The 24,119-nt window shown below is 46.8% G+C and carries 22 protein-coding genes; 1 reads left to right on the plus strand and 21 read right to left on the minus strand.

Translation table 11 applies throughout. The features are described from left to right. Nucleotides 1-2 precede the first annotated feature (2 nt). The 6 genes from ABZR88_RS19000 to ABZR88_RS19025 all read right to left on the minus strand — a co-directional run bounded on the left by ABZR88_RS19000 (nucleotide 3) and on the right by ABZR88_RS19025 (nucleotide 5,563). The gene (locus ABZR88_RS19000) at nucleotides 3-605 is read right to left on the minus strand and encodes a hypothetical protein (RefSeq protein WP_107827537.1); all 603 of its coding nucleotides are present in this window, start codon (nucleotides 603-605) and stop codon (nucleotides 3-5) included. A 38-nt stretch (nucleotides 606-643) separates the two neighbouring features. Then, on the minus strand, nucleotides 644-1,999 hold the full coding sequence (gene creD, locus ABZR88_RS19005; protein WP_107827538.1) for a cell envelope integrity protein CreD: 1,356 nt from the start codon (nucleotides 1,997-1,999) through the stop codon (nucleotides 644-646). 47 nt (nucleotides 2,000-2,046) lie between these two features. Then, nucleotides 2,047-2,352 carry a transcriptional regulator gene (locus ABZR88_RS19010; RefSeq protein ID WP_211309757.1) on the minus strand — a complete coding sequence of 102 codons (306 nt, stop codon included), beginning with the start codon at nucleotides 2,350-2,352 and terminating at the stop codon, nucleotides 2,047-2,049. After that, nucleotides 2,349-2,981 carry a hypothetical protein gene (locus ABZR88_RS19015; RefSeq protein WP_107827539.1) on the minus strand — a complete coding sequence of 211 codons (633 nt, stop codon included), beginning with the start codon at nucleotides 2,979-2,981 and terminating at the stop codon, nucleotides 2,349-2,351. The genes ABZR88_RS19010 and ABZR88_RS19015 overlap by 4 nt, the downstream gene beginning before the upstream one ends. A gap of 74 nt (nucleotides 2,982-3,055) precedes the next feature. Further along, nucleotides 3,056-4,687 (minus strand): apolipoprotein N-acyltransferase, encoded by a 1,632-nt coding sequence (lnt, locus tag ABZR88_RS19020; RefSeq protein ID WP_107827540.1) that lies wholly within the window; start codon nucleotides 4,685-4,687, stop codon nucleotides 3,056-3,058. A gap of 18 nt (nucleotides 4,688-4,705) precedes the next feature. Further along, nucleotides 4,706-5,563, minus strand: coding sequence for a DUF4198 domain-containing protein (locus tag ABZR88_RS19025; RefSeq protein WP_107827541.1), 858 nt, complete (start codon nucleotides 5,561-5,563; stop codon nucleotides 4,706-4,708). 63 nt (nucleotides 5,564-5,626) lie between these two features. On the opposite strand from ABZR88_RS19025, the gene ABZR88_RS19030 reads away from it, so the two are divergent. Then, entirely contained in the window at nucleotides 5,627-7,603 is a 1,977-nt protein-coding gene (locus ABZR88_RS19030) for a thiamine pyrophosphate-dependent enzyme (RefSeq protein WP_211309758.1), read from the plus strand. Between the two features lie 165 nt (nucleotides 7,604-7,768). Here ABZR88_RS19030 and ABZR88_RS19035 read toward each other — a convergent pair whose 3' ends face one another. The 15 genes from ABZR88_RS19035 to ABZR88_RS19105 form a co-directional block, all read right to left on the minus strand. Next, nucleotides 7,769-8,617, minus strand: a complete 849-nt coding sequence (locus tag ABZR88_RS19035) for an N-acetylglucosamine kinase (RefSeq protein ID WP_107827543.1) — start codon at nucleotides 8,615-8,617, stop codon at nucleotides 7,769-7,771. After that, complete coding sequence (locus tag ABZR88_RS19040; protein ID WP_107827544.1) at nucleotides 8,614-8,994, minus strand: response regulator; 381 nt, start codon at nucleotides 8,992-8,994, stop codon at nucleotides 8,614-8,616. Before ABZR88_RS19040 ends, ABZR88_RS19035 begins: the two co-directional genes overlap by 4 nt. A 52-nt stretch (nucleotides 8,995-9,046) precedes the next feature. Next, a complete protein-coding gene (locus ABZR88_RS19045; RefSeq protein ID WP_107827545.1) occupies nucleotides 9,047-10,366 on the minus strand; it encodes a TolC family protein in 1,320 nt (439 codons plus the stop codon). A 7-nt stretch (nucleotides 10,367-10,373) separates the two neighbouring features. Continuing rightward, complete coding sequence (locus ABZR88_RS19050) at nucleotides 10,374-13,538, minus strand: efflux RND transporter permease subunit (protein WP_107827546.1); 3,165 nt, start codon at nucleotides 13,536-13,538, stop codon at nucleotides 10,374-10,376. Nucleotides 13,539-13,545: 7 nt separating this feature from the next. After that, the gene (locus ABZR88_RS19055) at nucleotides 13,546-14,631 is read right to left on the minus strand and encodes an efflux RND transporter periplasmic adaptor subunit (protein WP_107827547.1); all 1,086 of its coding nucleotides are present in this window, start codon (nucleotides 14,629-14,631) and stop codon (nucleotides 13,546-13,548) included. 13 nt (nucleotides 14,632-14,644) lie between these two features. Then, nucleotides 14,645-15,109 (minus strand): MarR family winged helix-turn-helix transcriptional regulator, encoded by a 465-nt coding sequence (locus tag ABZR88_RS19060; RefSeq protein WP_107827548.1) that lies wholly within the window; start codon nucleotides 15,107-15,109, stop codon nucleotides 14,645-14,647. Between the two features lie 234 nt (nucleotides 15,110-15,343). Next, nucleotides 15,344-16,813, minus strand: coding sequence for a 1-hydroxycarotenoid 3,4-desaturase CrtD (gene crtD, locus ABZR88_RS19065; RefSeq protein WP_107827549.1), 1,470 nt, complete (start codon nucleotides 16,811-16,813; stop codon nucleotides 15,344-15,346). 13 nt (nucleotides 16,814-16,826) lie between these two features. Continuing rightward, nucleotides 16,827-17,015 (minus strand): hypothetical protein, encoded by a 189-nt coding sequence (locus ABZR88_RS19070; protein ID WP_107827550.1) that lies wholly within the window; start codon nucleotides 17,013-17,015, stop codon nucleotides 16,827-16,829. Nucleotides 17,016-17,392: 377 nt separating this feature from the next. Continuing rightward, nucleotides 17,393-18,286 (minus strand): LysR substrate-binding domain-containing protein, encoded by an 894-nt coding sequence (locus ABZR88_RS19075; RefSeq protein WP_107827551.1) that lies wholly within the window; start codon nucleotides 18,284-18,286, stop codon nucleotides 17,393-17,395. Between the two features lie 238 nt (nucleotides 18,287-18,524). Beyond that, entirely contained in the window at nucleotides 18,525-18,944 is a 420-nt protein-coding gene (locus ABZR88_RS19080; RefSeq protein WP_107827552.1) for a hypothetical protein, read from the minus strand. 11 nt (nucleotides 18,945-18,955) lie between these two features. Then, nucleotides 18,956-19,312: a phage holin family protein gene (locus ABZR88_RS19085; RefSeq protein ID WP_107827553.1), complete on the minus strand. Its 357-nt coding sequence runs from the start codon at nucleotides 19,310-19,312 to the stop codon at nucleotides 18,956-18,958. Between the two features lie 61 nt (nucleotides 19,313-19,373). Beyond that, nucleotides 19,374-19,640 (minus strand): YtxH domain-containing protein, encoded by a 267-nt coding sequence (locus ABZR88_RS19090; RefSeq protein WP_107828025.1) that lies wholly within the window; start codon nucleotides 19,638-19,640, stop codon nucleotides 19,374-19,376. Nucleotides 19,641-19,831: 191 nt separating this feature from the next. Further along, the gene (locus ABZR88_RS19095; RefSeq protein WP_107827554.1) at nucleotides 19,832-20,881 is read right to left on the minus strand and encodes an AI-2E family transporter; all 1,050 of its coding nucleotides are present in this window, start codon (nucleotides 20,879-20,881) and stop codon (nucleotides 19,832-19,834) included. Between the two features lie 290 nt (nucleotides 20,882-21,171). Further along, nucleotides 21,172-21,957, minus strand: a complete 786-nt coding sequence (locus ABZR88_RS19100; protein WP_107827555.1) for a succinate dehydrogenase/fumarate reductase iron-sulfur subunit — start codon at nucleotides 21,955-21,957, stop codon at nucleotides 21,172-21,174. A 145-nt stretch (nucleotides 21,958-22,102) separates the two neighbouring features. Beyond that, nucleotides 22,103-24,037, minus strand: a complete 1,935-nt coding sequence (locus ABZR88_RS19105; RefSeq protein ID WP_107827556.1) for a fumarate reductase/succinate dehydrogenase flavoprotein subunit — start codon at nucleotides 24,035-24,037, stop codon at nucleotides 22,103-22,105. Nucleotides 24,038-24,119 lie beyond the last annotated feature (82 nt).

The following is a 24,119-nucleotide window of genomic DNA, read 5'->3' on the forward strand; positions in this document are numbered from 1 at the left end:
GGTTACTCGCCTGTGATATAATACCAGTTGTTGCCCATGGGTTTTACCAAATTTACTTCGTTATAAAGGCTGTGGGCGCATTCGGTTATATTTTGCCCTCTGGATAGCTTAATAAAACCTTTACTGCGCTCTGCATCTCTAAAGGTATAAAACATCACCGCGCGGACGTCTTTATTTTGTACCACCACAGCGTCTCCGCCACCTACCGATAGCTTACGGTATCTATGCGGCAGGCGATAGTTATACACATTGGTATCACCACGGCTTTGCAGCACCAGGTTGGCCATTTTTTCATATTTGTTATGTAGTACCGCAAACTCGGCGCGGTCACACACCCGGTTGAGCGGAATACAATAGGCTATCAGGCCAGTTATCAGGCTGATACAAAACGGCACGTAGGGGATGCGGTAATGGCGTTTTTCAATCCAGAAAACTACCGTCCACAAAAAGGTTACTGCATAGAATAATCCAACGCATCCTACCAACAAAGCGCATTCAACCCTGGCTTCGCTCCATAAACGTTCAAGAATGAGTAAAGTAATCAGCAACAATCCGCTGCTCAATATGGCAGTTTTAAATATGGGCCGTTTAATAACACTAAGCATAACAATAGCTAAATTAAAATTTCTGAAAATTGATAGATTTAGTTTACACTATCACGTTTATCCCAATTAATCTTGTGCGAGAAATACATCAGCATGGCTACAATAATAAACAGGGCTATGCTACCAACCATCAGGGCATAATCTTCTAACCTGACGATGATGTATATAAAACCATAAATAACAGTCAGAATAAAGGCAAACAGCGTTGCTGCACCTTTGTTTTTAAGTATCGATGCTAAAAAGAATGAAATCAGACCGATGGTTGCTATAGATGCCACCAGGTAAGCCAGGTTATAACCTATTTGCTCTGAAAACGATAGTAACAAGGTGTAATAAACAACCATGGCCGCGCCAATCAACACATAGTTAAACACATGTACCCGCTGCTGCCGTATCAACTCGGTAAGAAATAATGATACAAAGGTGAGGATGATAATCAGCACCCCATACTTGCTGGTACGCATGGTTTGCTGATACTGATCTACCGGTTGCAGCAACTTAACCCCAAACGAAGTTTGCTCGATGGTTTTATCATCATTAATCAGGGTGGCATCTGTAGCCCATTGGCGTGGCAATATCCGGTTAAATGCCATTTTCCAAACAGCCGAGAAACCTTTGGCATCTACCGTCCGCTCATCGGGCAGATAGCGGCCTTCAAAGCTAGGGTGAGGCCAATCGCCGGTAACCTCAACATCTGTATTTTGTGACAGTTGCATAAAACTAAGTTTCTGGCTACCTTTTATATCAAGCACTACAGAGAAGGGTATGTGCCCGCTATTGATAGTTTGTGCTTTTACCGGCACCTGTATGCCGTCGCTTATTCCGGCATCGCTGTCAAAAACAGGCTCGGCGTTTTGCGCGGTGTCTCCAACGGTTATAACCGCGGCATTTTTTAACCCTTTCAGATCGGTCATCCCAAGCACTAAACGGGCCTTATCATACATTACCAGGTTGGGGTCAATATTTAGCTTTCTTAAATCAGGAGGCGAAAAACTGCCTGCGATGTTCAATTTACTATTGTAAACAATTACATTAAAAATGCCCCGGTGCAAAACCGACGATTGGACGTTTGCTTTTATGTGCAACACATCGGGCAGTAAATGAATACTTAATTGTCCGTTTGCTTTTTTGCTGGTGTCTTTCACCTGGCTGTAATATCTGTAGGGAATGAGTAGCGTGGGGCCTTTCACCTGCTGGCTGTCTGACCAACTGGCAGCAACTTCTCTAATCACTTCATTTTGTCTCCCGGCACGTTCTGTAATCAAGTTTTGTATCCATACAGTGGGGATGAGCAGCACCAGTATCAAAATACCGATAAATGCCAGTTTGAGCAGTACCGAATTACGTAACCGGTCGTACAAACTTACTTGTGGTTGATCTTCAAATGATTTCATATTTTAAAAGTACTTTGTATTTCAGAGTATCTATTCAAAAAAAATAGCTAACTGGATTTTTGTTGCGTAATCAACGCTTCCAATGCATCTAAATGTCTCTTAAAAGCTTCTTTGCCCTGTGGGGTAGCAGCATAGTTGGTGTTGGGCTTACGACCCAGAAACACCTTGTTAACCACAATGTACTCCTCCTTTTCCAAAGCTTTGAGATGCGAGGCCAGGTTACCATCGGTTACGCCCAATAGTTCCTTGAGTGAGTTGAAATCATACTTATCGTTTACAACAAGTACGCTCATCACCTGCAACCTTACCCGGTTCTCAAAAGCTTTGTCGAGCTTGTCAAACGGTACGTTCACTTATCGTATTTTAAATACATTACGCTGCCATAAATAATGTGCAGCAAACCAAACCCAATAGACCAAAATATTAACCCGTAGCCAACATAAAGGGCCGCAAGTATCCCCAATATAATTTCCATTATACCCAGGTATTTTACGTCCGTAAATGTGTAATGCGATGCGTTAGCCAGTGCCAGTCCATAAAATATCAGGCATGATGGCACAACAATTCCAATATACCCTCTGCTTATAAATATCAATATCACAGCCCCTCCGGTTAACAGCGGCAACAGCATGTTAAAAATGAGCGCCTTGCTGCTTTTACCCATTATTTTTTGTCCGGCTTTCTTTGCCTTGCGTATAGTTAGCAATACGCCGGTGCCTATAGAAAGTACCAATACAATAATTGCCACCGCAATTAGCTCAGCAACATGCTCTTTAGCACCTGTAGGATCAGCGAGTTTGTATGATAACTCGGCCCGGACGGCGTGCATATTATAGATCTTAAAATACGCAAACGCTGCGCCAGCCAACGCATAAATGCCGGCCATAATGCCAGACAGCCCGCTGAGCGAGATAAACCGCGACGAGCGCTCCATCATATTGCGGATGGAGGCCAGGTCTTCGTGTATACGATCTTTTTCCACGTGAAAGTACTTTGATATTCAAAGTAACGAAAAGGCTATGAATTTTGCAAACTTTTCGACCCTGAGTGATAACTTTAATTTATAACGCGTTGCTGATTTGGCTTACGGCGTATGCCTGCAACAATAAATACAACGCCTGCAACTGCCAGCATACTGAAAATGCGCGGCAGGTAATCGCCATATTTTACGTAGAAGGTAAGGTCTGAATTTAGGTTGATATCTTGCTTCAACGCGGTACGCACCCACCATTTAGAATGTTGCACCACATCGCCGCGCTGATTGATAAAACCCGAAATACCGGTATTGGCCGATCGGCACACCCAACGGCGTGTTTCAATAGCACGTAAACGAGCATAGTCAATATGCTGATCTTTACCCGAGGTATTGCCCCACCAGCCATCATTGGTAACAATGGCAATAAACTGTGCGCCCTTACGCACAGCGCGGGCTACATATTCACCATAAATAGATTCATAACAAATCACAGGGTCAACCCCGATGCCGCTTTGCGAGTAGAACACTTTTACGTCTTTATCGGCGCCATAACTGCCGGCTGCGCCTCCCAGGTGTTCAAAAATAGGTTTCAGAAAAGACAACGTGCTGCCAAAAGGAATAGTTTCAGCACCTGGTACCAGTTTTGATTTATGGTAAAATTGCACCTCTGCGGAGTTTTCTATATTGATGGCCGCGTTAAAGTTGTCATAAAACCCGCCACCACCAGGTAACGGACTAGCCGTTTCTGTAGAACGATCAGGGTAGATCTTATAACTTTCAATGCCCGATAGCACATTTCCGTTTTTATACTTATCCAAAAAGTGCTGCACACGGGTATAGTATGGATTGGTGCGGATGCGGTCTTCATCGGTGCTGGAAGCAATCGCCGTTTCGGGCCAGATGAAATACTCGGTATTGACCTGGGCCAATGAGTCTGACAGATGCGTGAGAATGTCCAGTTGCGCTGCCGCCGGTATCTCATTAAACTTGGCGTACGGATCAATATTGGGCTGCACCACCACCACATTTGATGGGTTGCGCTCTTCCTCGTAAGTGCTGTATCGATTGATAGACCAGCCGATAGGTAAGCCGAGCACAAGCAACACGGCGATAATCAGACGCACACGAACGGCTTTGCCTTGCGGTTCATTCAATCCAATATAAATCAGGAATAACAGGATGTTAACCGCCAGCACCCAAACACTGCCGCCATAGGCGCCGGTAAACTCATACCACTGCACCCAGCCAGGTACCAGGGCAAAACCATTCCCCAGCGTCATCCACGGGAAGTTGAGCGCCCAGTTTTGGTGCAGGTACTCATAGCCCAACCAAAAGCAAACAAAGGCAACTAAACTCAAGCTACGGCCAACCTGCAGTCTGAACCGGTAATATAACCAGCAAGCACCCGACATGAGCAGCGGCCCCAAAGCGTAAGGGATCAGTGTAACAGGGATAGCCGCAACCTCGCCAATATCTTTCAGTGCATTATAAACCCAGTAAATGGAGAGGGTGTTCCAAATGAAGAAACCCAGAAAGGTTGTCCAGAACAGCTTTTTTCCTTTCTTCGGCGTATCCGATCGGATAATGTTTTCCATGACTACCAGCATCGGCACCAGTCCTACAAAAAGCAGGAAAGTGGTGTAGGGTGTGGGTGGCCAGGCTATCCACAACAACAGGCCCGATAAAACGGAAAGCAGCAGGTTCTTTTTCATGAATGTATGGCTACAGTCTTAGTGCTTGTTACCGAAGCCAAAGCTGTGATAATCGTTAGGCATTTCGTTCTGGCTGCTAAACTGAAACACGTATGCCGCCTGCAGCGTCTCAAAGTCAAAATCGGTATTGTTGGTGGCCTCCTCGGTTTTCACCGCACGCAGCATGTACAACCCATCTCGACTAGCGTTGAACGAAATTTGTCCGTTAGCATCGGTAGAGAGTGTCTGCGGATAGATGTTGCCGCTGGTGGTCTTGATGTAAACATCCACTTGGGCAGCCGGCAAAGGTTTGCCTTTCAGATAAAGCACGGCGGTAATGTCATCGCCATAATTCATCTTATAAGGGCTTTGCTTTAGCACAATCTCAAAGTCCTGACCGGTTGGCTTATCAAAATCGCCACCGCTTGGTTTATCAACAGCTACCAGCGCCTTCATACAACGGGTGCTCTTTTCACGAAACTGCGACTGATTACTGTTGTTCACCTGATCCGCCAGTTTTACCAGGCCTTCATCGCTCAGGGTCTTGGCATATACCTCGCGGTCAATAGACGCCGGTGCTGGGCTGCTAATCATCTCTATCATGGCCAGGCCGCTGTTCATCAGCTTATAGGTGATGAGTGGCGCGGCGCTATCTTTAGCCATCGTCATCAGATTGGCTTTTTTGCCGGCCTCGTTAAGCGCAAAACGTTTGGTGGCCGATGAGTTGTATTTCAGCTCATCATCAGCCTTAAAACCACTGCCGGTATATTGGTGCACCTTCAGCGTATCATTTTTGTGGAGATAGAAAACTTCGGGAAGCAGGTAGTTATCCTGCGCACTGGCAGCGGCAGAAAGCATAACCAGTAATGCTATTACAACATGGGTTCTGAACTTCATCTATTAAACGTTCTGGAATTGCTCAAACATACAAAGAATTAAAAAATGATTAGCTTAGGCTATATGATTTTTAACAGAAAAAATCTGGACAATAACGCGTTACTGTCGTTCTACAAAACCCTGCTGTGGCCACGCATGATCGAAGAGAAGATGCTGATCCTGCTGCGGCAGGGGCGTATTGGCAAATGGTTCTCTGGCATTGGGCAAGAAGCCATTGCCGTTGGCGCCACACTGGCCATGCAAAGCGATGAGTATATCTTACCTATGCACCGCAACCTGGGGGTATTTACTACCCGCAACATCCCGCTTTCTAAACTCATGGCCCAGTGGCAAGGCAAAGCCACGGGCTTTACCAAAGGGCGCGACCGTTCGTTTCATTTCGGTTCGCAGCAGCATAAAATTATCGGGATGATCTCACATCTCGGTCCGCAAATGGCGCTGGCCGATGGCATTGCTTTAGCCGATGTATTGAGCAACCGCAAAAAAGCCACCCTGGTGTTTACCGGCGAAGGCGCTACCAGCGAGGGCGATTTTCATGAGGCCATAAACATTGCGGCCGTTTGGAAACTGCCGGTGATATTTCTGATAGAGAATAATGGCTACGCCCTCTCTACCCCTACCGACGAGCAATTTAAATGCAAATCATTAGCCGACAAAGCCACTGGCTACGGCATTGAAGGCTTGACCATAGACGGCAATAACATCCTTGACGTTTTCTACACCGTACGCGAATTGGCTGCCAGCATCCGAGAAAACCCGCGGCCGATACTGCTGGAGTGCAAAACTTTCCGCATGCGCGGCCATGAGGAAGCATCGGGCACCAAATATGTGCCTCAGGAACTGTTTGAAGAATGGGGCGCTAAAGACCCGCTGCTACAGTTTGAGCAATACCTCATCAACGAACAGGTTCTGCAACCTGAGTGGATTGAACTGCTACGCAAAGATTTCTCTAATTTGATTGAAAGGGAAGTTGAAGCGGCTTTTAATGCCGAAGATATTCAGGTCGATACCGATACCGAGTTGGCCGACATGTACGCCCCACACGCTTACCAACCCTCGCCCCTACCAGGTAACTTTAACGAGAAGCGTTTTTTGGATGCCATTAGCGATGCTATGCGGTTAAGCTTGCGCAAGTATCCAAACCTCGTAATAATGGGTCAGGATATTGCCCAATATGGCGGCGCCTTTAAAGCGACAGAAGGCTTTGCCGAAGAATTTGGCACCGGTCGCATCCGCAACACGCCGCTGTGTGAGTCTGGCGTGATCGGAGCTGCTATGGGGCTATCGCTTAATGGCTACAAGGCCATTGTAGAAATGCAGTTTGCCGATTTTGTGAGCGTCGGGTTTAACCAAATCATCAACAACCTGGCTAAAACGCATTACCGCTGGGGACAGAACGTAGATGTGGTGTTGCGCATGCCTACAGGCGCAGGTACCAGTGCGGGACCGTTCCACTCGCAAAGCAACGAGGCCTGGTTTACCAAAACACCGGGATTGAAAGTGGTATACCCAGCCTTCCCCGACGATGCCAAAGGCTTGCTAATGGCCGCCATTAATGACCCTAACCCCGTTATCTACTTCGAGCATAAATATCTTTACCGCAGCAACAGCGGCCTGGTACCAGATGGCGATTATACTGTAGAGATTGGCAAAGCCCGCACCGTGCGCACCGGCACCCGTGCCAGCATAATTACCTACGGATGGGGCGTGCATTGGGCGCTGGAGTACCTGGAACAAAACCCCAATCTTTCCATAGAGATCATCGATCTGCGCAGCCTGCAGCCCTGGGATAAGCAAGCCGTGGAAGCCAGCGTAAAGAAAACCGGACGTGCACTTATTCTGCATGAGGACACCTTAACCAGCGGCTTCGGCGGAGAGATTGCCGCCCACCTGGCCGAGCATTGTTTTCAGTATTTAGATACCCCCGTTATCCGTTGCGCGGGACTGGATACCGCTATACCGATGAATAAACAGTTGGAAGATAATTTTTTGGCAAAGGCGAGATTGAAGGAAAGTGTGGAAAGGTTGTTGGCGTATTGATAGATAGAAAAATGCAGTCGCTCGCGTCTTCGCGAGTGACGACTATCCTGCGGCCTCTGGCCGCCGCCATGCAAAATGTCCTATTACGGCGGCCAGAGGCCGCGAGATAGTGTGTCACTCGGCTGGAGCCGAGCGACGGCGATAAAACTATTCTTTGGGAAGCCGTTATCCCCTTGCCACAATAAACTTCATCAAATCATGGATAGGTTTGCGGATGATTTTGCCCACATGGATGCGGTGCCGTGAACAAAGCGCTTTCAGCTCATCGCTGAAGCAGTAGGCAATGGAGCCTACAAAATGGCATTTGTATTCGTGATACTCCGGGTAGGTTTTGATGTTGCTGTCAATAAAATCATGGAATGATTTGTGGAGTACAGCCTGTCCGTAATCGGTATGTCGCACCTCATTTAAAAACCGGGCGAACGAGGCAAGGTAAGCGTTGGCAGCGGGTTGCTGATAAACGTTCTTAATCACATCGGCCTTATCCAGGTGGTATTGCTTCTTGAATTGAGCATGAATATCTGCAGGCATCTGGCCGTACAGGTAATCAGTAATGAGCATCTTACCCAGCCAGGTACCAGAGCCTTCATCGCCTAATACGTAGCCCAGACCGTGCTTGCCTTCGGCAATATCTTCGCCGTTAAAAAAGGAAATGTTTGAGCCGGTACCTAATACGCAGCACAAGCCTTTCTCCTTACCACAGGTGGCATAGGCCGAGCCCAGCAGATCGCTATCCACACTCACAAACGCTTTGGGGAACACCGCGCTCAGAGCATTAGATACCATCTCATGCCTGTCCGGACTGGAACAGCCGGCACCGAAAAAATAAACCTCGGTAACTTTTTGAGATTGGGCCACCAAGGGGTGCAATTGAGATTTTATCTTTTTCTCAATTTCCTTCTCGGTTAAAAAATAGGGATTAAGGCCATCACTAAAATATTCTACCGGTTCCTGGCCGGGAACATTTAGCAACCAATCTGTTTTTGACGAACCGCTATCAGCAACTAAAATCATGCACAGAGCTCTTCCAATACTTTATGGGTAAGCGGCTTGTGGATGAACTGGGTAATGTATTTGTTTTCTGTAGACCGTTTATAGTCGTTAGGATCGAGCGATGACGAGAGCATGAAGATCTTGGCGCTCTTTACATTATCATCCAGTTTATCATACTCCTGCAAAAACTCAAAGCCGTTCATGTTGGGCATCCTGATGTCTAAAAATATCACATCCGGGCGCACATCACCTTTCCGTAATGACTCGATGGCTTCTGCAGGCGATTGCCGCACAATAATTTCTTCAGCGAAGTGCCCGCTTTCTAATATCCTCCTGGTGACAAAATTATCAATGTAATTGTCATCAATCAGCAAACATATTTTATAGCAGGGCAACATATAGTCTTCAAAAATAGTCTTTTACGGATAAAAACAATTTTTGTTACGCTTTTTATTGAATATTTATGCTGCTGGTAATCTGGCGCAAGGTAATCTCAGCAATTTTAGACTGATACTGAGCGGCAAAAAACTTAGACTGTGCGTCAAGATAATTGCGCTGTGCCTCACGAATTTCCAGCGGCGTAATGTTGCCCAGTTTGTACTTATCCAGCGAAATCTCCAGGTTGCGGTGAGCTATCTCAACGTTGTTCTGGCCCAGCTTCATCAGGTCTAAACCTGACAGGTAAGCCACGTACAGGTTGTTGATCTGCGCCTCCACATTCATCCTGATTTGCTTAGAATCAATGTCTGCGTTGCTGATCTGCAACTTGGCATTACGCTCGCGGCGCCATTGGTTAAAGCCATCAAATATATTGATGGATGCCGTTACGCCATAGCTAACACCGCGGGTATCCTGCGTACGGGTAAAGCCTGCCGGGGTTTTACTGTTAGTCCACGCATAACCACCATTCACCCCCACTACCGGGTAACGGGTTGACTGTACCTGTTTCAGGTTAATTTCGGCCAGACGTTTATTAATATCTGCCGAAAGTATGGCGGGGTTTTGCGTTTGCGCGTTGTTAATAATATCGCCCAGTTTTAATGACTCATCTACCTTAATGGTATCGGCCACGTTAAAATCTGTCTGTAAATCGCGGATCAATAACTGGTTCAGCCTGATCTTTGAGCTTTTGTATTGCTGCACCAATGTCAGCAATGTAGCAGTATCGGTATTCAGGTTCACCTGGGCATTCAGCACATCCAGGCGGGAGGCACGGCCTACACCAAATTTATCATTGGCATAGCGCAACTGCGTACGCGAGATGTCAATAGCACCTTTCTGCGCACGGATCTCCTCGTTCTGATTAATCAGATCATAATAAGTGCTCAGCACAGCGGCCATAGTACTCTGCACGGTATCGCGCAGCTGAATATCGCTCAGCTGGTTCAGTTGTTTCAACTGATCATAATTGGCAAACATGGCAAAGCCGTTAAAGATGGTCCAGTTTAAGGTTGGGCCATAAGTAAGGTTACTGTTTTTAGCGCTGGGGATGGTATTTACCGTACCATCGCTACGCGTTTGCTCAATATGCTGCTGGCTATTACTTTGGCTTATACTACCGGTAAGTACAGGTAACATGCCGGCATTGCCCGGAGTAACGTTGTTTTGGGCAATGCTTTTATTGTTTTGCGACAGCTGAATGTTGTAGTTGTTTTTCAACGCAATCTCTACCGCCTCTTTGAGCGACAGGTAGGGCGCATTTTGAGCCTTAACGCTTAGCGCCGCAGGCATGCACAACATTAACAGGCAAATTATCTTACTAAATTTCATATCAATGTTAGACGTTTTCAATCAGTTTAGGTTCACTATCGTCAGGCTGGTGATGGCCGTGGTGATGAAGATGGCTATCGCCAGATTTTATGTCCTCAGGATTTTCATCCGGGTTATGGCGCTCTTTAGAAGCAATCATCATGTAAATAGTTGGGATGATATACAGCGTCAGGATCAGCGAGAACATCATACCACCAATAATTACAATACCCAGTGATACACGGCTCTTGGCGCCAGAACCCAATGCAAATGCAATAGGCACCGAGCCCAGCACAACCGCCAAACTGGTCATCAAGATTGGGCGCAGACGGGCAGTTGCCGCTTCTACCACCGCCTCGTATTTATCCAGCCCCTGCTCCATACGCTGGTTGGCAAACTCTACAATCAAGATACCATTTTTGGTTACCAGACCTACCAGGGTGATCATGCCAATCTCTGAGAAGATGTTGAGTGTTTGGTTAAACAACCACAATGATATAAATGCACCGGCAATGGCCAGCGGCACCGTCATCATTACTATAAACGGATCTATAAAGCTTTCAAACTGCGCGGCCAGTACCAGGTAAATAAGTAGCAACGCAAAACCAAAGGCAAAGAAGATACCTGATGAACTCTCAGTATAATCTCGCGACGGACCACTCAACGCGGTGCTGAACGTGGCGTCTAGTTTCTCGTTGGCAATACGCTGCATCTCGGCAATACCCTCGCTCATAGAATGGCCTGGCGCCAGACCAGCCTGTATTGTAGCCGATTTAAAGCGGTTAAAGTGATAAATAGCCGGTGGTGTAGCGTCTTCTGCAATTTTCACCACGTTATCCAGCTGAATGAGCTGACCTTTATCATTACGTACGTAGATCGATTTCAGATCCAGCGGCTGATCGCGGTTGGCGCGGTCTACCTGGGCCACTACCTGATACTGCTTACCGTTGATCAGGAAGTAATCCAACCTGCCGGCACTATAGTACAATTGCAGTGTTTGGGCAATATCTGCTACCGATACACCCAGATCGCGGGCCTTGTCGCGGTCTGTAGTTACCGTCAGCTCCGGCTTGGTGAATTTCAGGTTCACATCCGGCGTTTGCAGAATGGAGCTCTTTTGCACCTCGGTCATCAGATCTGGCAGTACCTTACGGATCTTTTCAAAGTCCTGATTCTGGATTACAAATTGGATAGGCAAGGATGTTTTAGCACCCGAGCCACCACCAGATATAGTTTGCTCCTGCACCACGATCACGCGGGCATCAGGGAATTTTTTTAACTTACTGGTAAACCAATCAGCAATCTGCGCCTGGGTGCGATGGCGCTGATCAGGCTCTGTTAAACCGATACGGCCAAAGCCACTGTTAACCGCACCGCTACCACCCTGCCCTGCTGCCGTGATAGCAATACTCACCTTTTTCTCGGGGATTGAATCTTCTATCAGCTGCCCTATCTTATCCATATAACGGCTCATATACTCGTATGATGAACCCTCCGGTGCAGTAACAGTATAACGAACCAAGCTACGGTCATCCAGCGGAGCCAACTCTGACGGTGTAACCTTCATCAACACATAAATGATAATGAACGATGCCACCATAATTGGCCAGGTGAGCCATTTATACTTCATAAACCCTTCCAGCGTTTCTTTGTAGGCATTGGTCATGCGCTCAAAGAAAGGCTCGGTACGTTCATAAAATTTAGAGTGCCCGTGGTTTTTGCGAATCAGTTTTACGTTCAGCATCGGCGTTAACGACAGCGATACGAAAGCCGAAATCAATACCGAACCTGCTACCACCACCGCAAACTCGCGGAATAACCTGCCGGTAAAGCCCTGTAAAAACACAATAGGCAAAAACACCGCCGCCAGCGTTACCGAGGTTGATACTACCGCAAAGAAAATCTCTGCCGAGCCCTCAAACGCCGCCTTACGGATAGGCATCCCCGCTTCCACCTTCTTATAAATATTCTCCGTCACTACGATACCGTCATCCACCACCAGACCGGTGGCCAGCACAATTCCCAGCAGTGAGAGGATATTGATAGAGAACCCGAAGATATACATGATGAAGAACGCACCGATCAACGATACCGGAATATCAATCAACGGACGGAAGGCGATGAGCCAATCGCGGAAGAACAGGTAGATAATTACTACCACCAGCACGAAAGACACCAGCAAGGTTTCCTTCACCTCATCCAAAGATTGAGTGATGAAACGGGTGTTATCCAGCGCCACCTCCAGTTTAATATCAGGCGGCAAATCTTTCTTAATCTGATCTAAGCGCTTATAAAAGTCCTTAGCAATCTGCACGTAGTTAGCACCCGGTTGCGGCACCACAGCCAAACCAATCTCAGGGATACCCGATTCTTTCAGCGAAGTTTCCTCGTTAGCAGACCCCAGGGTGGCATAACCAATATCACTAAAGTGCACAACGCGGTCGCTGTCTGAGCGGATAATCAGATCGTTAAAATCTTTAACGGTATGCAGTTTACCCAGCGCACGTACAGCCAGCTCGGTATTGTTACCTTCAATTTTACCGGCAGGCAGCTCCACGTTCTCTTTTGCCATAGCCGCGCTGATATCGGTTGCGCTTAGTTTGAGGGCGCTCAACTTGTTCGGGTCAATCCATAAACGCATAGCGTATTGGCGCTGGCCCTGTATGTTAATGGCACTTACGCCGGGGATGGTTTGCAAGCCTTCCTGCAACACGTTCTCGGCATAATCATCCACCTGGTTAATGTTGCGGGTGTTACTGCTTACCGTAAGGGTGATGATGTTATCGGCGTTGGCATCGGCCTTGGTTACTACCGGCGGAGCGTCAATATCCTGCGGCAGCTGACGCTGGGCCTGAGATACTTTGTCGCGCACGTCGTTAGCGGCAGTTTCCAGATCGGCATCCAGGTTAAATTCTACCGTAATGTTACTGCTGCCCACACTACTGGTTGACGAAATGTTGCGGATGCCCTGCACACCGTTAATGGCTTTCTCCAACGGTTCGGTAATCTGCGATTCGATAACGTCTGAGTTGGCACCTGCGTAGCTGGTACTTACAGAAATGATGGGCGGATCTACCGACGGAAAATCGCGTACACCCAAAAAGTTGTAGCCCATTACGCCAAACAGCACAATTACAACCGAAAATACGGTTGCCAGTACCGGCCTTTTTATACTGACTGAGGATAAACTCATAGCTGTACTATTTAATTACTTTATTCACTTTCAGATGAATCTTCGGACGCATCTGTATAATAGCCGATACCACCAGGCTATCGCCAGGTTTCAGGCCGCTTACTACCTGCAGCTTGGTATCGGTACGCATATCCGTAGTTACGTATGCCGGAGTGGCTATGCCTTTTTTAAGCAACCAAACTTTGCTGCTTTTTAAATCTGGCGTAACACACTCCGTTGGCACCATAATGGTTTTCGGGATCTGATCCAGCGTCAGGTTGATTTTGGCAAAAGCACCGGCAGTTAACAGATTTTTAGGGTTAGGTGCTTTTGCCCTAACCGTTATGCTGCGCGACGTGACATCAATAGCCGGCTCAAGCGCATAAACAGTAGCCTCAAAATTATCGCGCGAGCTGGCAATGGTAAATTTCACTTTGCTGCCCGGCTTAATTAATGGCAGGTAACGCTCAGGTACAGAGAAAGTCACCTTGGCCGGATCAATATTAACCAGCGTTGCGATAGACGTAGACGGCGACAGGTATCCACCCGGACTTACATTACGTAAACCGATGGTACCCGAGAATGGCGCGCGGATCTCTGTTTTGGCAATCTGTGCTTTGATCAGCTCGGCCTGGGCCTGCAAAGAGTTCAGTGACGTGAGCGAGGTGTCATACTCCTGCTTGCTGATGGCTTCTTTTTCCAGCAGGATACGGTTACGATACTCGTTCTCTTTTGCCAGTGATACCTGGTACTGGGTTTGTTTAAGCGATGCCACCAGGTCAAGATTGTAAACCTTGACCAGCAACTGTCCTTTTTTAACGCTGCTGCCCTCGTTAAAATAAATACCGGTAATGTTACCGGCGGTTTCGCTAATGAGGTTTACGCGCTCGTTGGCATCAATAGAACCGGTGATATCGATGTTATTGTTCACGGCAGTATCTTTCACTACCATGATATTTACCGATACCGGACCTGTTTTTTTGCCGCCTTTACCCTTGCCGCTTTTTGCAGCAATGGCGGCCGACTCTTTGGCCTTGGCGCCCCACAGCTTATTATACAATAAAAAGGCTACTATTAAGCCTATAACAGTAAATGCAATATACCTGGTTTTCATTTTCTCCTGATGGCTACTTGTTGAGGTTTAGCTTTATGTTGAGTTCTTTATTTGCGTATGGTTTCAAATTCTCTTCCATTTTAAACAATACCTTGAAAAAGGTTTCCATTTCTTCGGCGGTCACTTCTTTGGCCACGGTGTTGTTAATGGAATTAAATGCGGCCACAATTTCGGGCACGGCGGCTTCGGCTTTGGCGGTCACTTTTAAAAAGTGTTCGCGCCTGTCGTTCGGGTTTACCTCACGGTATACATAGCCGCGGTCTGTCAAAAAATCAATGATACTTACCATGGCCGATTTATCCTTGCCCAGCTTGTCGCCCAGTGCTTTCTGGGTGAGCTTGCCGTTGTTGGCATGAATAAGCGACAGCACATACCAATAGCGGTTAATACCCAGATGCTCAACCCTTTTTGAGAGCACATTCAAGTACACTTTAGCTACATGTATCAATTTACGCGAAATAGGTTCCGTAACTTCCATTGGTAGTATTGAACCACGAAAATAGATAGTGGTTTATATAAATAGTTGCATGTATCAACCATTTTACGATATTAAGTCAAGATTAACAAAATTGGCTGAACTGAAGGGGTTTCTGTAGCCTATTTGTTATAAAAATGTGGTCGATCACGGCACAAACTGACGAGTTTGTCAGTTTTACCTCTCTTAGAGAAATGCGCCGCTTGTTCGGAATGACAAGCGAGTTAAGTAAATCGGTTAAACCCAATCTGCCACAATCTTTGCCGATAGCAAAGCCAGCGGAATCCCGCCACCCGGATGCACACTGCCCCCGCAGAAATACAGGTTTTTTACTTTTGACTGCCGGTTGGCGTGCCGCAGAAATGCTGCCAGCTGGCTGTTGGAGCTGCTGCCATAAATAGAACCTTTATAGGATGATGTGCGCTGCTCAATATTGCGTGGATCAAGCACGCTCTCGCTGACGATGAGCGGGGCGATGTCCGTGCCCAGCATTGACGAAAGTTTTTTTATCACATTCCTGCGTGATGTGTTAACTAACGCATCCCAATCCTGCCCGTTGTTGGCTGGTACGTTAATCATTACAAACCAATTCTCGCAACCATCGGGGGCATCACCCGGTTGCAGCTTTGAGCTGATGTTGATATAAACCGTTGGGTCATTGCTAATGGTTTGCTCCTTCCAAATGGCGTTGAACTCGGCCTTGTAATCGCCACTGAAAAAGATGTTGTGCAGGTGCAGGTCGTCAAAACGTGATAAAATACCCCAGTAGAAAATCAGCGCCGAACTGCTGCGCTCTTGCCGTAATGTTTTCTGCGGATGCAGATCGGGGCGTTTGCCCAGCAGCTTTTTATAGGTAGGGTAAACATCCATATTAGATACCACTATATTGGCTTCAATAACTTCGCCATTCACCTTTATGCCGGTGGCGCGATTATCGCGCAGCAAAATCTCTTCAACGGGGGCGTTATAATTTATTTTAACACTTAATGACGTGGCCAGCTCCACCAGTTTCTGCGTAATGCTATACATGCCGCCCTCAGGGAAATAAGCGCCCAAATGCTGTTCCAGGTGCGGAATTACGTTGAGCGTAGCCGGGGCTTGATAGGGGTTAGAACCATTGTAAGTGGCATACCGATCAAAATATTGCACCAAACGCTTATCTCTAAAAAAGCTTTGGTTAGCCCGGTGCATGGTGCGCATGGCATCAATCTGAAACAGTTGCAGCACCGATTTTAGTGTTTTAAAACTCAAATAAGTGCGCAACCTGTGCAGCGATTGCTCCAGGAAAACATGATTGGTAATACCGTAAATCCTTTTACTGTTTTGGAGATATTGGCTTACGTGCCCGGCAGGCTCGCCGGTTTGGGTTTGGATTTCGGCCGCCAGCAGATCTGCATCACTTGTTGATTTGATGCGCGTGCCGTCCGGATAAAAATAATGGCAAACGGTGTCAAGCTTTTGGTAGGAGAAATAATCTTGGGGATTTTTTCCGGCCAGCCTGAAGAGTTCATCTACATATTGCGGCATGGTAAATAGGCTGGGGCCGGCATCAAACCTAAAACCGTCTTTGGTAAATTCAGAAAGCTTACCGCCAGGGTAATTGTTGGCCTCAAAAACATGCACCGCATAACCCTTCACCGCCAGCCTGATGGCCACGGCAATACCGGCAACACCGGCGCCAATAACAACTGCACTCTTTTGCGCCAAACTTCAGGAGAATTTAGGTGGCTTTATTTCGGTACTTAGCCAGCTTAATCAAGCTGACCAGCAGCAAGCCAATGGCTGCTCCCTTTATAAGCCCATCGGCACCGTCGGGCTCGGCATGCCAGTAATGTTTAATGAAGAAACTGGCAGGCAATAAAATCAATCCAATAATGGCGGCCAGTTTTACGGGTGCAGAGTTTCTCATACCATTGATTTGCGGTTAGGTAAAGTTAGATAAAAGCAAGGGCATCTCCGCTACAGAAACGCCCCTACATATTTAAACAGCGAGTATTTTATCAGTTTGCTTTCTTATACATTACGCCATGTGCTCTGCAAGATAACTTAAGTTGAGTGATATTCCTATTCGCTTCCTTCACCGCAGCGTTGCATTTATTGCCCCAGGCAATGGCGTTATTAACCTTTAGATAATATAATTACAGATAATTTACCGGGAAGTTTGGTTTTATTTAAAAGAGCTCATCCTTTAGCGATGGATTTGAAACCCATCGCTAAAGAACATACGGCACACAAAGACTTACGAAGTTTTAAAAGTTCGTAAGTCTAAACTCATTAAATTGGTTGTTACACGTAGCTCAGGGCGTAGTTCATAAAATTGCTGGTGAGGCCGAAATCTTCAGTTCCCTTACGACGGATAAAAAAGAAATCGCGGGTAATCTTCAGGCCTTCAATTGGCACTTCTACTAAGTCACCCTCGGCTAGTTGGCGCACAATGGATGGCCGCGGCATAAAGCCCAGACACTTATCAGCCAATAAAAAGTTTTTCAATGCCTCGGTACCACCCAAACGGATTTTCACTGAAAGATCTGACGGTTTAATATGGTGCGCCGATAGCGCCTTTAACAAGGCATTCAGGGTACCAGAGCCTCGCTCGCGCAGGGCCAACGGGGTTTTTAGCAATTGCTTCAGGGTAAGTGATTTGCCGGCCAGCTCGCTCTTAGCCGAGCATACCGGGATCACCTCATCGCTCATAAACGGCCGGTAAGATACGGTGGTGAGTTTATTATCAACCTCTATAATACCTATATCCACCTCGTGGTTGAGCAGGGCGTTCAGGATATATTCTGAGTTACGGTTAACCAGCTGCACATCTACATTGGCATACTCGTTCTGGAAACCTGAAAGTATTGATGGTAAAATATACAATGCAATTGTGGTACTGGCCCCCAAACGCAAATGACCGGCAGCGTTAGACAAGTTGCTGAGTACCGAGAGATCATACTCCACCTTGCGTTCAATCTCTGTGGCCTGCAGCAGGTATTCGTTCAGTTTTTTACCGGCCTCGGTTAACAGAATGGTATTTCCCTTTCGCTCAAAAAAAGCCACCTTGTACTGATCTTCCAGTCCTTTAATATGCTTACTAACGGCTGGCTGCGTAACAAACAACACCTGGGCTGCCTTAGAGAAACTCAAGTTGGCGGCTACCTCCATAAAAACACGATGCGCAAAAGAGATCATAGGTATATCGGTCGAAAAAATGTTCTGGTCGGCTAAAATGTATTAACGTCCCCTTAACACTAATACGTAGGGTTTCCTTTAATAGTTGTGTAGAATGGCTATTTATTAACCAATACGCCATTCAACACGTTCAAAAACGCGTAATCTTAAGCAAACAGGCCTAAGTGCCCCTGAACAGTAACAAAGAGTTTACAGTGCAACCACTGGATGCGGCTGCTTGTTTTAAGAAAATGAAATACTACATGGGCGGGATGCCGTAGTTGCGCAGGTCTTTAGGCTTACTCTTTTTATCTTTTTTAGAGAACAGCCCCATCAGGTTGTGCCAAGCGCTGCTCACCGAAGCCTCGTTAATAAAGTGAGATGCTTTTTGCGAAACCAGGCCAACCAGCGTTTTGGTGAGGAAGTTTGATTTGCGGAAGAGGGTTTTGTTGAGCGCAAACGGCAATGCAATACGCGACAGGAGGCCCACAATATCCTGTCCCAATATTTTGCCCACCTGCATGCCATCGGCAGCCTTAGGGAACAGCGTCATTAACGTAGAGAAGGTATGCCCCGGACTGCTAAAGCGCTTACCCAGCGCCTCGCCTTGTTCTTTCTGCGCAACGGTTAAGCGAGCTATTTCGGCCTGTAGATCCTGTATATTAGTAATGCTTGCCATGTGCAGATAGATTATTTAAAAAGCTTACGGATAAGAAAGTTAACAATAGGTTTCTCTACATTTTTCCTGAAGGCCACAATAATAAAGACAACCACCAGATAAAACAGCGCAACGGTGCCAAACCCCTTCCAGAAGGAGTCAAATACCTCGGCCATAAACAGCGCCAACGCGATGCTTGCAAACAAGAAAACAATGCATACCACCAGCACAATCAGTATATCTGTAACAATGCCGGCCGTAATAGAAGTTCCCTGCTCAATGGCACGAAGCTTGGCCAGCTTAAAGTAAGTTTCCAGATACTCTTTAACCTGATCTAAAATGGGTCTGTGTTGTTGCTGCTCTTCTGTGGTAGTAGATTTTTCTTCCATAAGCGGGCTTTAGATAATGGTTTGCAAAGCCGGGCCTTGCAAACCATCACCGGTATTAAATTCAGGCGTGCTCCAGATCGTCTTGATACTCTTCTTCAGCGCCTCTTACTTTAGTTTTAATGCTGTCAACCACACGTTCTTTCAAACCTACCAGGTTATCAATTTCAGCAGCTGCAGTTTCTTTGATAGAGTCGCCAAGGTTTTTTAATGATTCACTCAGCTTGTCTCTTGTGTCGGTACCTTTGTCTGGTGCAAACAATATGCCCAAGGCAGCGCCTGCTGCCAACCCGGCAAGCATTGCTACAACTACTTTTGTGTTATCATTCATAATAATATAAATTTTAAGTTGATGATTTTGTTTTTTACAAGTGGTGTTTTTTGTTAAAACAAGTAATAACCACCTTTTTAACGTTTGGTCCAATAGCAAAGTATCGGTCCGTGCAATATATTATTAATGCCCATCCTCTGCAAGCAAGATGTTTTTTTTAACTGATTATCATCAAATCGCCTGTCCTGTTACTAATCCTGAATATCCGGACCTGTTTTGATGCGTTCCAATCGTTCTGCGGCCATGCGGTTAGTTTCATAAATTTCTACCAGCAGCAAAAAGTACGATAACAGTACAGGCCCGAATACCAAACCCAATATACCAAATAGCGGAATACCTATAAATACCCCGATAATGGAAATAATGGGATGTGTATTTGCCACCCGCTTATTAATAACCATCCGCAGTACATTATCAACATTGCCAATAAACAGGATGCCATACATCAGCAGCCCTACACCCTTCCAGGTATGATCATTAGCTATCAAAATAATGGCCGCCGGGATACACAGGGTTGGCGCCCCCACTACAGGCAAGAACGAAATAAACGTGCCCACCACGCCCCAAAAAACCGGATCCGGGATGCCAAACAAAAAGAAGCCATTGGCCAGCAACAAGCCCTGAGTAATGGAGATGATGCCCTGCCCCAAAACATTAGAATAGGTAGCATCGCGCAGCGCTTTGGCAAACTTCAGTGCATGTTGCTCCCGAAAGGGCGCATAACGCAACAGGCCCGCCTCAAACTCTCTGAATTGCACAAACATAAAATAGAGCAGAAAGTACATTACCAGCAGGGTAATAAATATGCTAATGGTACTGCTGATAACGGACGGGAACAGATCTGTAGCCAGGTTGCCCAGTTTGAGCATCAGCGTATCGGCAATATGCGCCTGCTTAAACTTAGAACCTGCCAGATGATCCAGCTTGCCCAGCCATTGATCTATCGGGAAGTTATCACGGTTAAGCCCCGAAATCTTGCCAATCATCATGATACACAGCGTGAGAAACGGAATCACCACAATGATGATGGAGGCAATGATCAACAGTATAGCCGTCATCGATTTATTCCAGCCCCTGCCCTCTACCAAACGGATATACAGCGGTCTGAAAATAGTATACAGCACAATAGCGCCCAGTATAGAACTAAACAGATCTGTAAGCGCATAAAACAGCAAACAGCCCAGCAGTACAATGCTGATCAGGGTAATGTTGTTACGCTGTTTATAAGTAAAGATTGACATGAATTGTGACGCTCACGCTGTGCTATAAGAAAAACAAAGTTTAGGGAAAATGTTTGGGGGGATGATTAACATTTGCCCTTTCCCCTCATATCATTTCTTTATCTGGTTACCACACCGTCATTGCGAGGAACGAAGCAATCTCTGTACATGCAAATCGGCCATGCAATACGGACTGGCCTACGCAGAGATTGCTTCGTTCCTCGCAATGACGGTGTGGTGTGCAAATTGCTCCAAAACAAAAAAGCCGCATAAAGCGGCTTTTTATATTATCATCCAGAAAACGCTGGAAATTAATCGCCGTGGTGAACTATTTCTTCTTCTCTGAACAGTTTGGCGCTCAGGAAGTCGTTGTTCATGCGTGAAATATTGGTCAGCGTGATTTCTTTTGGACACTCGGCCTCGCAGGCACCGGTGTTGGTACAGTTACCAAAACCTTCTTCGTCCATCTGGGCAACCATATCCTGTACGCGACGGTAACGCTCTGGCTGGCCTTGCGGCAACAAACCCAACTGAGTTACTTTAGCTGATACAAACAGCATAGCTGATGCATTTTTACAAGCGGCAACGCAGGCACCGCAACCAATACAGGTAGCAGAGTTGAAAGCCTCATCAGCAATTACTTTAGGGATTGGGATAGCGTTGGCATCTGGCACACCACCTGTGTTTACAGAGATGTAACCGCCCGCTTGCTGAATGCGGTCAAAAGCAGAGCGGTCTACCGCTAAGTCTTTCACTACCGGGAAGGCAGCAGCGCGCCATGGTTCAATAGTAATGGTTTCGCCATCTTTAAAGCTGCGCATGTGCAGCTGACAAGTGGTGATAGCTCTTTTTGGACCGTGCGGACGGCCGTTGATGTACAACGAGCACATACCGCAAATACCCTCGCGGCAGTCATGATCAAAGTGGATCGGGTCTTCACCTTTGTGGATGAGGCTTTCGTTTACCACGTCGAGCATTTCCAGGAACGACATATCAGGCGAGATGTTCTCAGCCTTGTAGGTCACCATTTTACCTGATGATTTGGCATCTTTCTGGCGCCATACTTTAAGCGTCAGGTTCATATTTCCGTTACTCATGTTTTTTGAGTTTATTGGGTTGATTAGGTTGATTAAGTGAGTGGTTCACACTCCTCTTAATCAACTACTCATTCTTCTTATTTTATTTTGCTGACCGGTTGATGAAATAAAAACTACTCACTTAATCAACACAATCAACCACTCACTATTTGTAGTTACGCTGAGCCAGGTGCACTGATTCAAATACCAGCGGCTCTTTGTGCAACTCTTCTTCTACGTTTTCGCCTTTAAATTCCCAGGCCGCAGCAAAAGCAAAGTTTTCATCGTCACGCAGTGCCTCACCTTCTGGTGTTTGCGACTCTACGCGGAAGTGACCGCCGCATGATTCTCTGCGCATTAATGCGTCGGTTACCATCAGCTCGCCCAGTTCAATGAAGTCGGCAACGCGACCGGCACGCTCCAACGAAGCATTTACTTCTTCGTTTTCGCCCAGTACGATAGCGTTTTTCCAGAAATCAGCTTTCAGCTCCTGAATCAATTTTTTGGCTTTGGTCAAACCTTCTTCGCTACGTGCCATACCGCAGTATTCCCACATAATGTGGCCCAGCTCACGATGGTATTCAACCACGGTTTTGTTACCGCGTAATGAAATCAGTTTGTTTACATGCGCAACAACCTCAGCTTTGGTTTTCTCAAACGCAGGGTGTTTTGCATCAACAGCTTTTGGACCGATGGTTGCCAGGTAATCGCCCAGGGTGTAAGGGATTACAAAGTAACCGTCTGACAGACCCTGCATCAATGCTGATGCACCCAGGCGGTTAGCGCCGTGATCTGAGAAGTTACACTCGCCCAAAGCATACAGGCCCGGTACGCTGGTCATCAGGTTGTAGTCAACCCAAAGGCCACCCATGGTATAGTGTACCGCAGGGTAAATACGCATTGGCTGTTTGTACGGGTTCTCATCGGTAATCTGGTAATACATGTCGAACAAGTTACCATATTTGGCACGTACCGTGTCTTCGCCTAAACGATTGATCGCGTCGGTAAAGTCAAGGAATACGGCCAGGCCTGATGAACCTACGCCACGGCCTTCGTCTGACATCTCTTTGGCGTTACGTGAAGCAACGTCACGCGGTACCAGGTTACCAAATGCAGGATATTTTCTTTCCAGGAAGTAATCGCGATCGTCTTCTTTTACGTCGGCCGCTTTAATTTGTCCTGTTTGTAATTTCTTAGCAGTCTCTACTGTTTTAGGCGCCCAAACCCTGCCATCGTTACGTAACGACTCAGACATCAGCGTCAACTTAGACTGGTGATCGCCGGTTACCGGGATACAAGTTGGGTGGATCTGGGTGTAGCAAGGGTTACCAAAGAAAGCGCCACGTTTGTGAGCTCTCCACGCTGCGGTTACGTTAGAACCGATAGCATTGGTAGACAGGTAGAACACGTTGCTGTAACCACCGGTACACAGTAATACGGCATGACCGGCATGGGTATCAATCTCGCCGGTGATCAGGTTACGGGTAACAATACCTTTGGCATGACCGTCAACCACAACCACGTCCAGCATTTCATGACGGGTGTACATCTTTACTTTACCGGCATGGATCTGACGGTTCAGGGCAGAGTAAGCACCCAGCAGCAGCTGCTGTCCGGTTTGACCGCGGGCGTAAAACGTACGCGATACCTGGGCACCACCAAATGAGCGGTTATCCAACAGACCGCCGTACTCGCGGGCAAAAGGAACACCCTGTGCCACGCACTGGTCAATAATATTTACCGAAACTTCGGCCAGACGGTGCACGTTGCCTTCGCGGGCGCGGTAGTCACCACCTTTAATGGTATCATAAAATAAGCGGTACACGCTGTCACCATCATTCTGATAGTTTTTTGCGGCGTTAATACCACCCTGTGCAGCAATTGAGTGCGCACGGCGCGGGCTATCCTGAAAACAGAATGCGGTTACATTGTAACCTAACTCGGCCAGCGTAGCCGCGGCAGATGCTCCGGCCAAACCTGTACCTACAACAATAACGTTGTATTTACGCTTGTTGGCAGGGTTAACCAGTTTCAGGTTAAATTTATACTTGCTCCATTTGTCGGCTATCGGGCCCTGGGGCACTTTACCATCTAAGATCATGTCTTTTGTCTTTATAGTGAGTGGTTGATTGGGTTGATTTAGTGAGTGGTTCCAAACCCTCTCAACAATTCAACTTAGTCAA

The organism is Mucilaginibacter yixingensis (genome assembly GCF_041080815.1).
Classification (GTDB): domain Bacteria; phylum Bacteroidota; class Bacteroidia; order Sphingobacteriales; family Sphingobacteriaceae; genus Mucilaginibacter; species Mucilaginibacter yixingensis.

Coding starts and splice junctions, on each gene's coding strand:
- ABZR88_RS19075 (WP_107827551.1), bottom strand. CDS start 18,286: ATGATCTCTTTTGCGCATCGTGTTTTTATGGAGGTAGCCGCCAACTTG.
- ABZR88_RS19085 (WP_107827553.1), bottom strand. CDS start 19,312: ATGGAAGAAAAATCTACTACCACAGAAGAGCAGCAACAACACAGACCC.
- lnt (WP_107827540.1), bottom strand. CDS start 4,687: ATGAAAAAGAACCTGCTGCTTTCCGTTTTATCGGGCCTGTTGTTGTGG.
- ABZR88_RS19055 (WP_107827547.1), bottom strand. CDS start 14,631: ATGAAAACCAGGTATATTGCATTTACTGTTATAGGCTTAATAGTAGCC.
- ABZR88_RS19025 (WP_107827541.1), bottom strand. CDS start 5,563: ATGAAGTTCAGAACCCATGTTGTAATAGCATTACTGGTTATGCTTTCT.
- ABZR88_RS19070 (WP_107827550.1), bottom strand. CDS start 17,015: ATGAGAAACTCTGCACCCGTAAAACTGGCCGCCATTATTGGATTGATT.
- ABZR88_RS19100 (WP_107827555.1), bottom strand. CDS start 21,957: ATGAGTAACGGAAATATGAACCTGACGCTTAAAGTATGGCGCCAGAAA.
- ABZR88_RS19095 (WP_107827554.1), bottom strand. CDS start 20,881: ATGTCAATCTTTACTTATAAACAGCGTAACAACATTACCCTGATCAGC.
- ABZR88_RS19030 (WP_211309758.1), top strand. CDS start 5,627: ATGATTTTTAACAGAAAAAATCTGGACAATAACGCGTTACTGTCGTTC.
- ABZR88_RS19105 (WP_107827556.1), bottom strand. CDS start 24,037: ATGATCTTAGATGGTAAAGTGCCCCAGGGCCCGATAGCCGACAAATGG.
- ABZR88_RS19080 (WP_107827552.1), bottom strand. CDS start 18,944: ATGGCAAGCATTACTAATATACAGGATCTACAGGCCGAAATAGCTCGC.
- creD (WP_107827538.1), bottom strand. CDS start 1,999: ATGAAATCATTTGAAGATCAACCACAAGTAAGTTTGTACGACCGGTTA.
- ABZR88_RS19035 (WP_107827543.1), bottom strand. CDS start 8,617: ATGATTTTAGTTGCTGATAGCGGTTCGTCAAAAACAGATTGGTTGCTA.
- ABZR88_RS19045 (WP_107827545.1), bottom strand. CDS start 10,366: ATGAAATTTAGTAAGATAATTTGCCTGTTAATGTTGTGCATGCCTGCG.
- ABZR88_RS19060 (WP_107827548.1), bottom strand. CDS start 15,109: ATGGAAGTTACGGAACCTATTTCGCGTAAATTGATACATGTAGCTAAA.
- ABZR88_RS19000 (WP_107827537.1), bottom strand. CDS start 605: ATGCTTAGTGTTATTAAACGGCCCATATTTAAAACTGCCATATTGAGC.
- ABZR88_RS19040 (WP_107827544.1), bottom strand. CDS start 8,994: ATGTTGCCCTGCTATAAAATATGTTTGCTGATTGATGACAATTACATT.
- ABZR88_RS19090 (WP_107828025.1), bottom strand. CDS start 19,640: ATGAATGATAACACAAAAGTAGTTGTAGCAATGCTTGCCGGGTTGGCA.
- ABZR88_RS19050 (WP_107827546.1), bottom strand. CDS start 13,538: ATGAGTTTATCCTCAGTCAGTATAAAAAGGCCGGTACTGGCAACCGTA.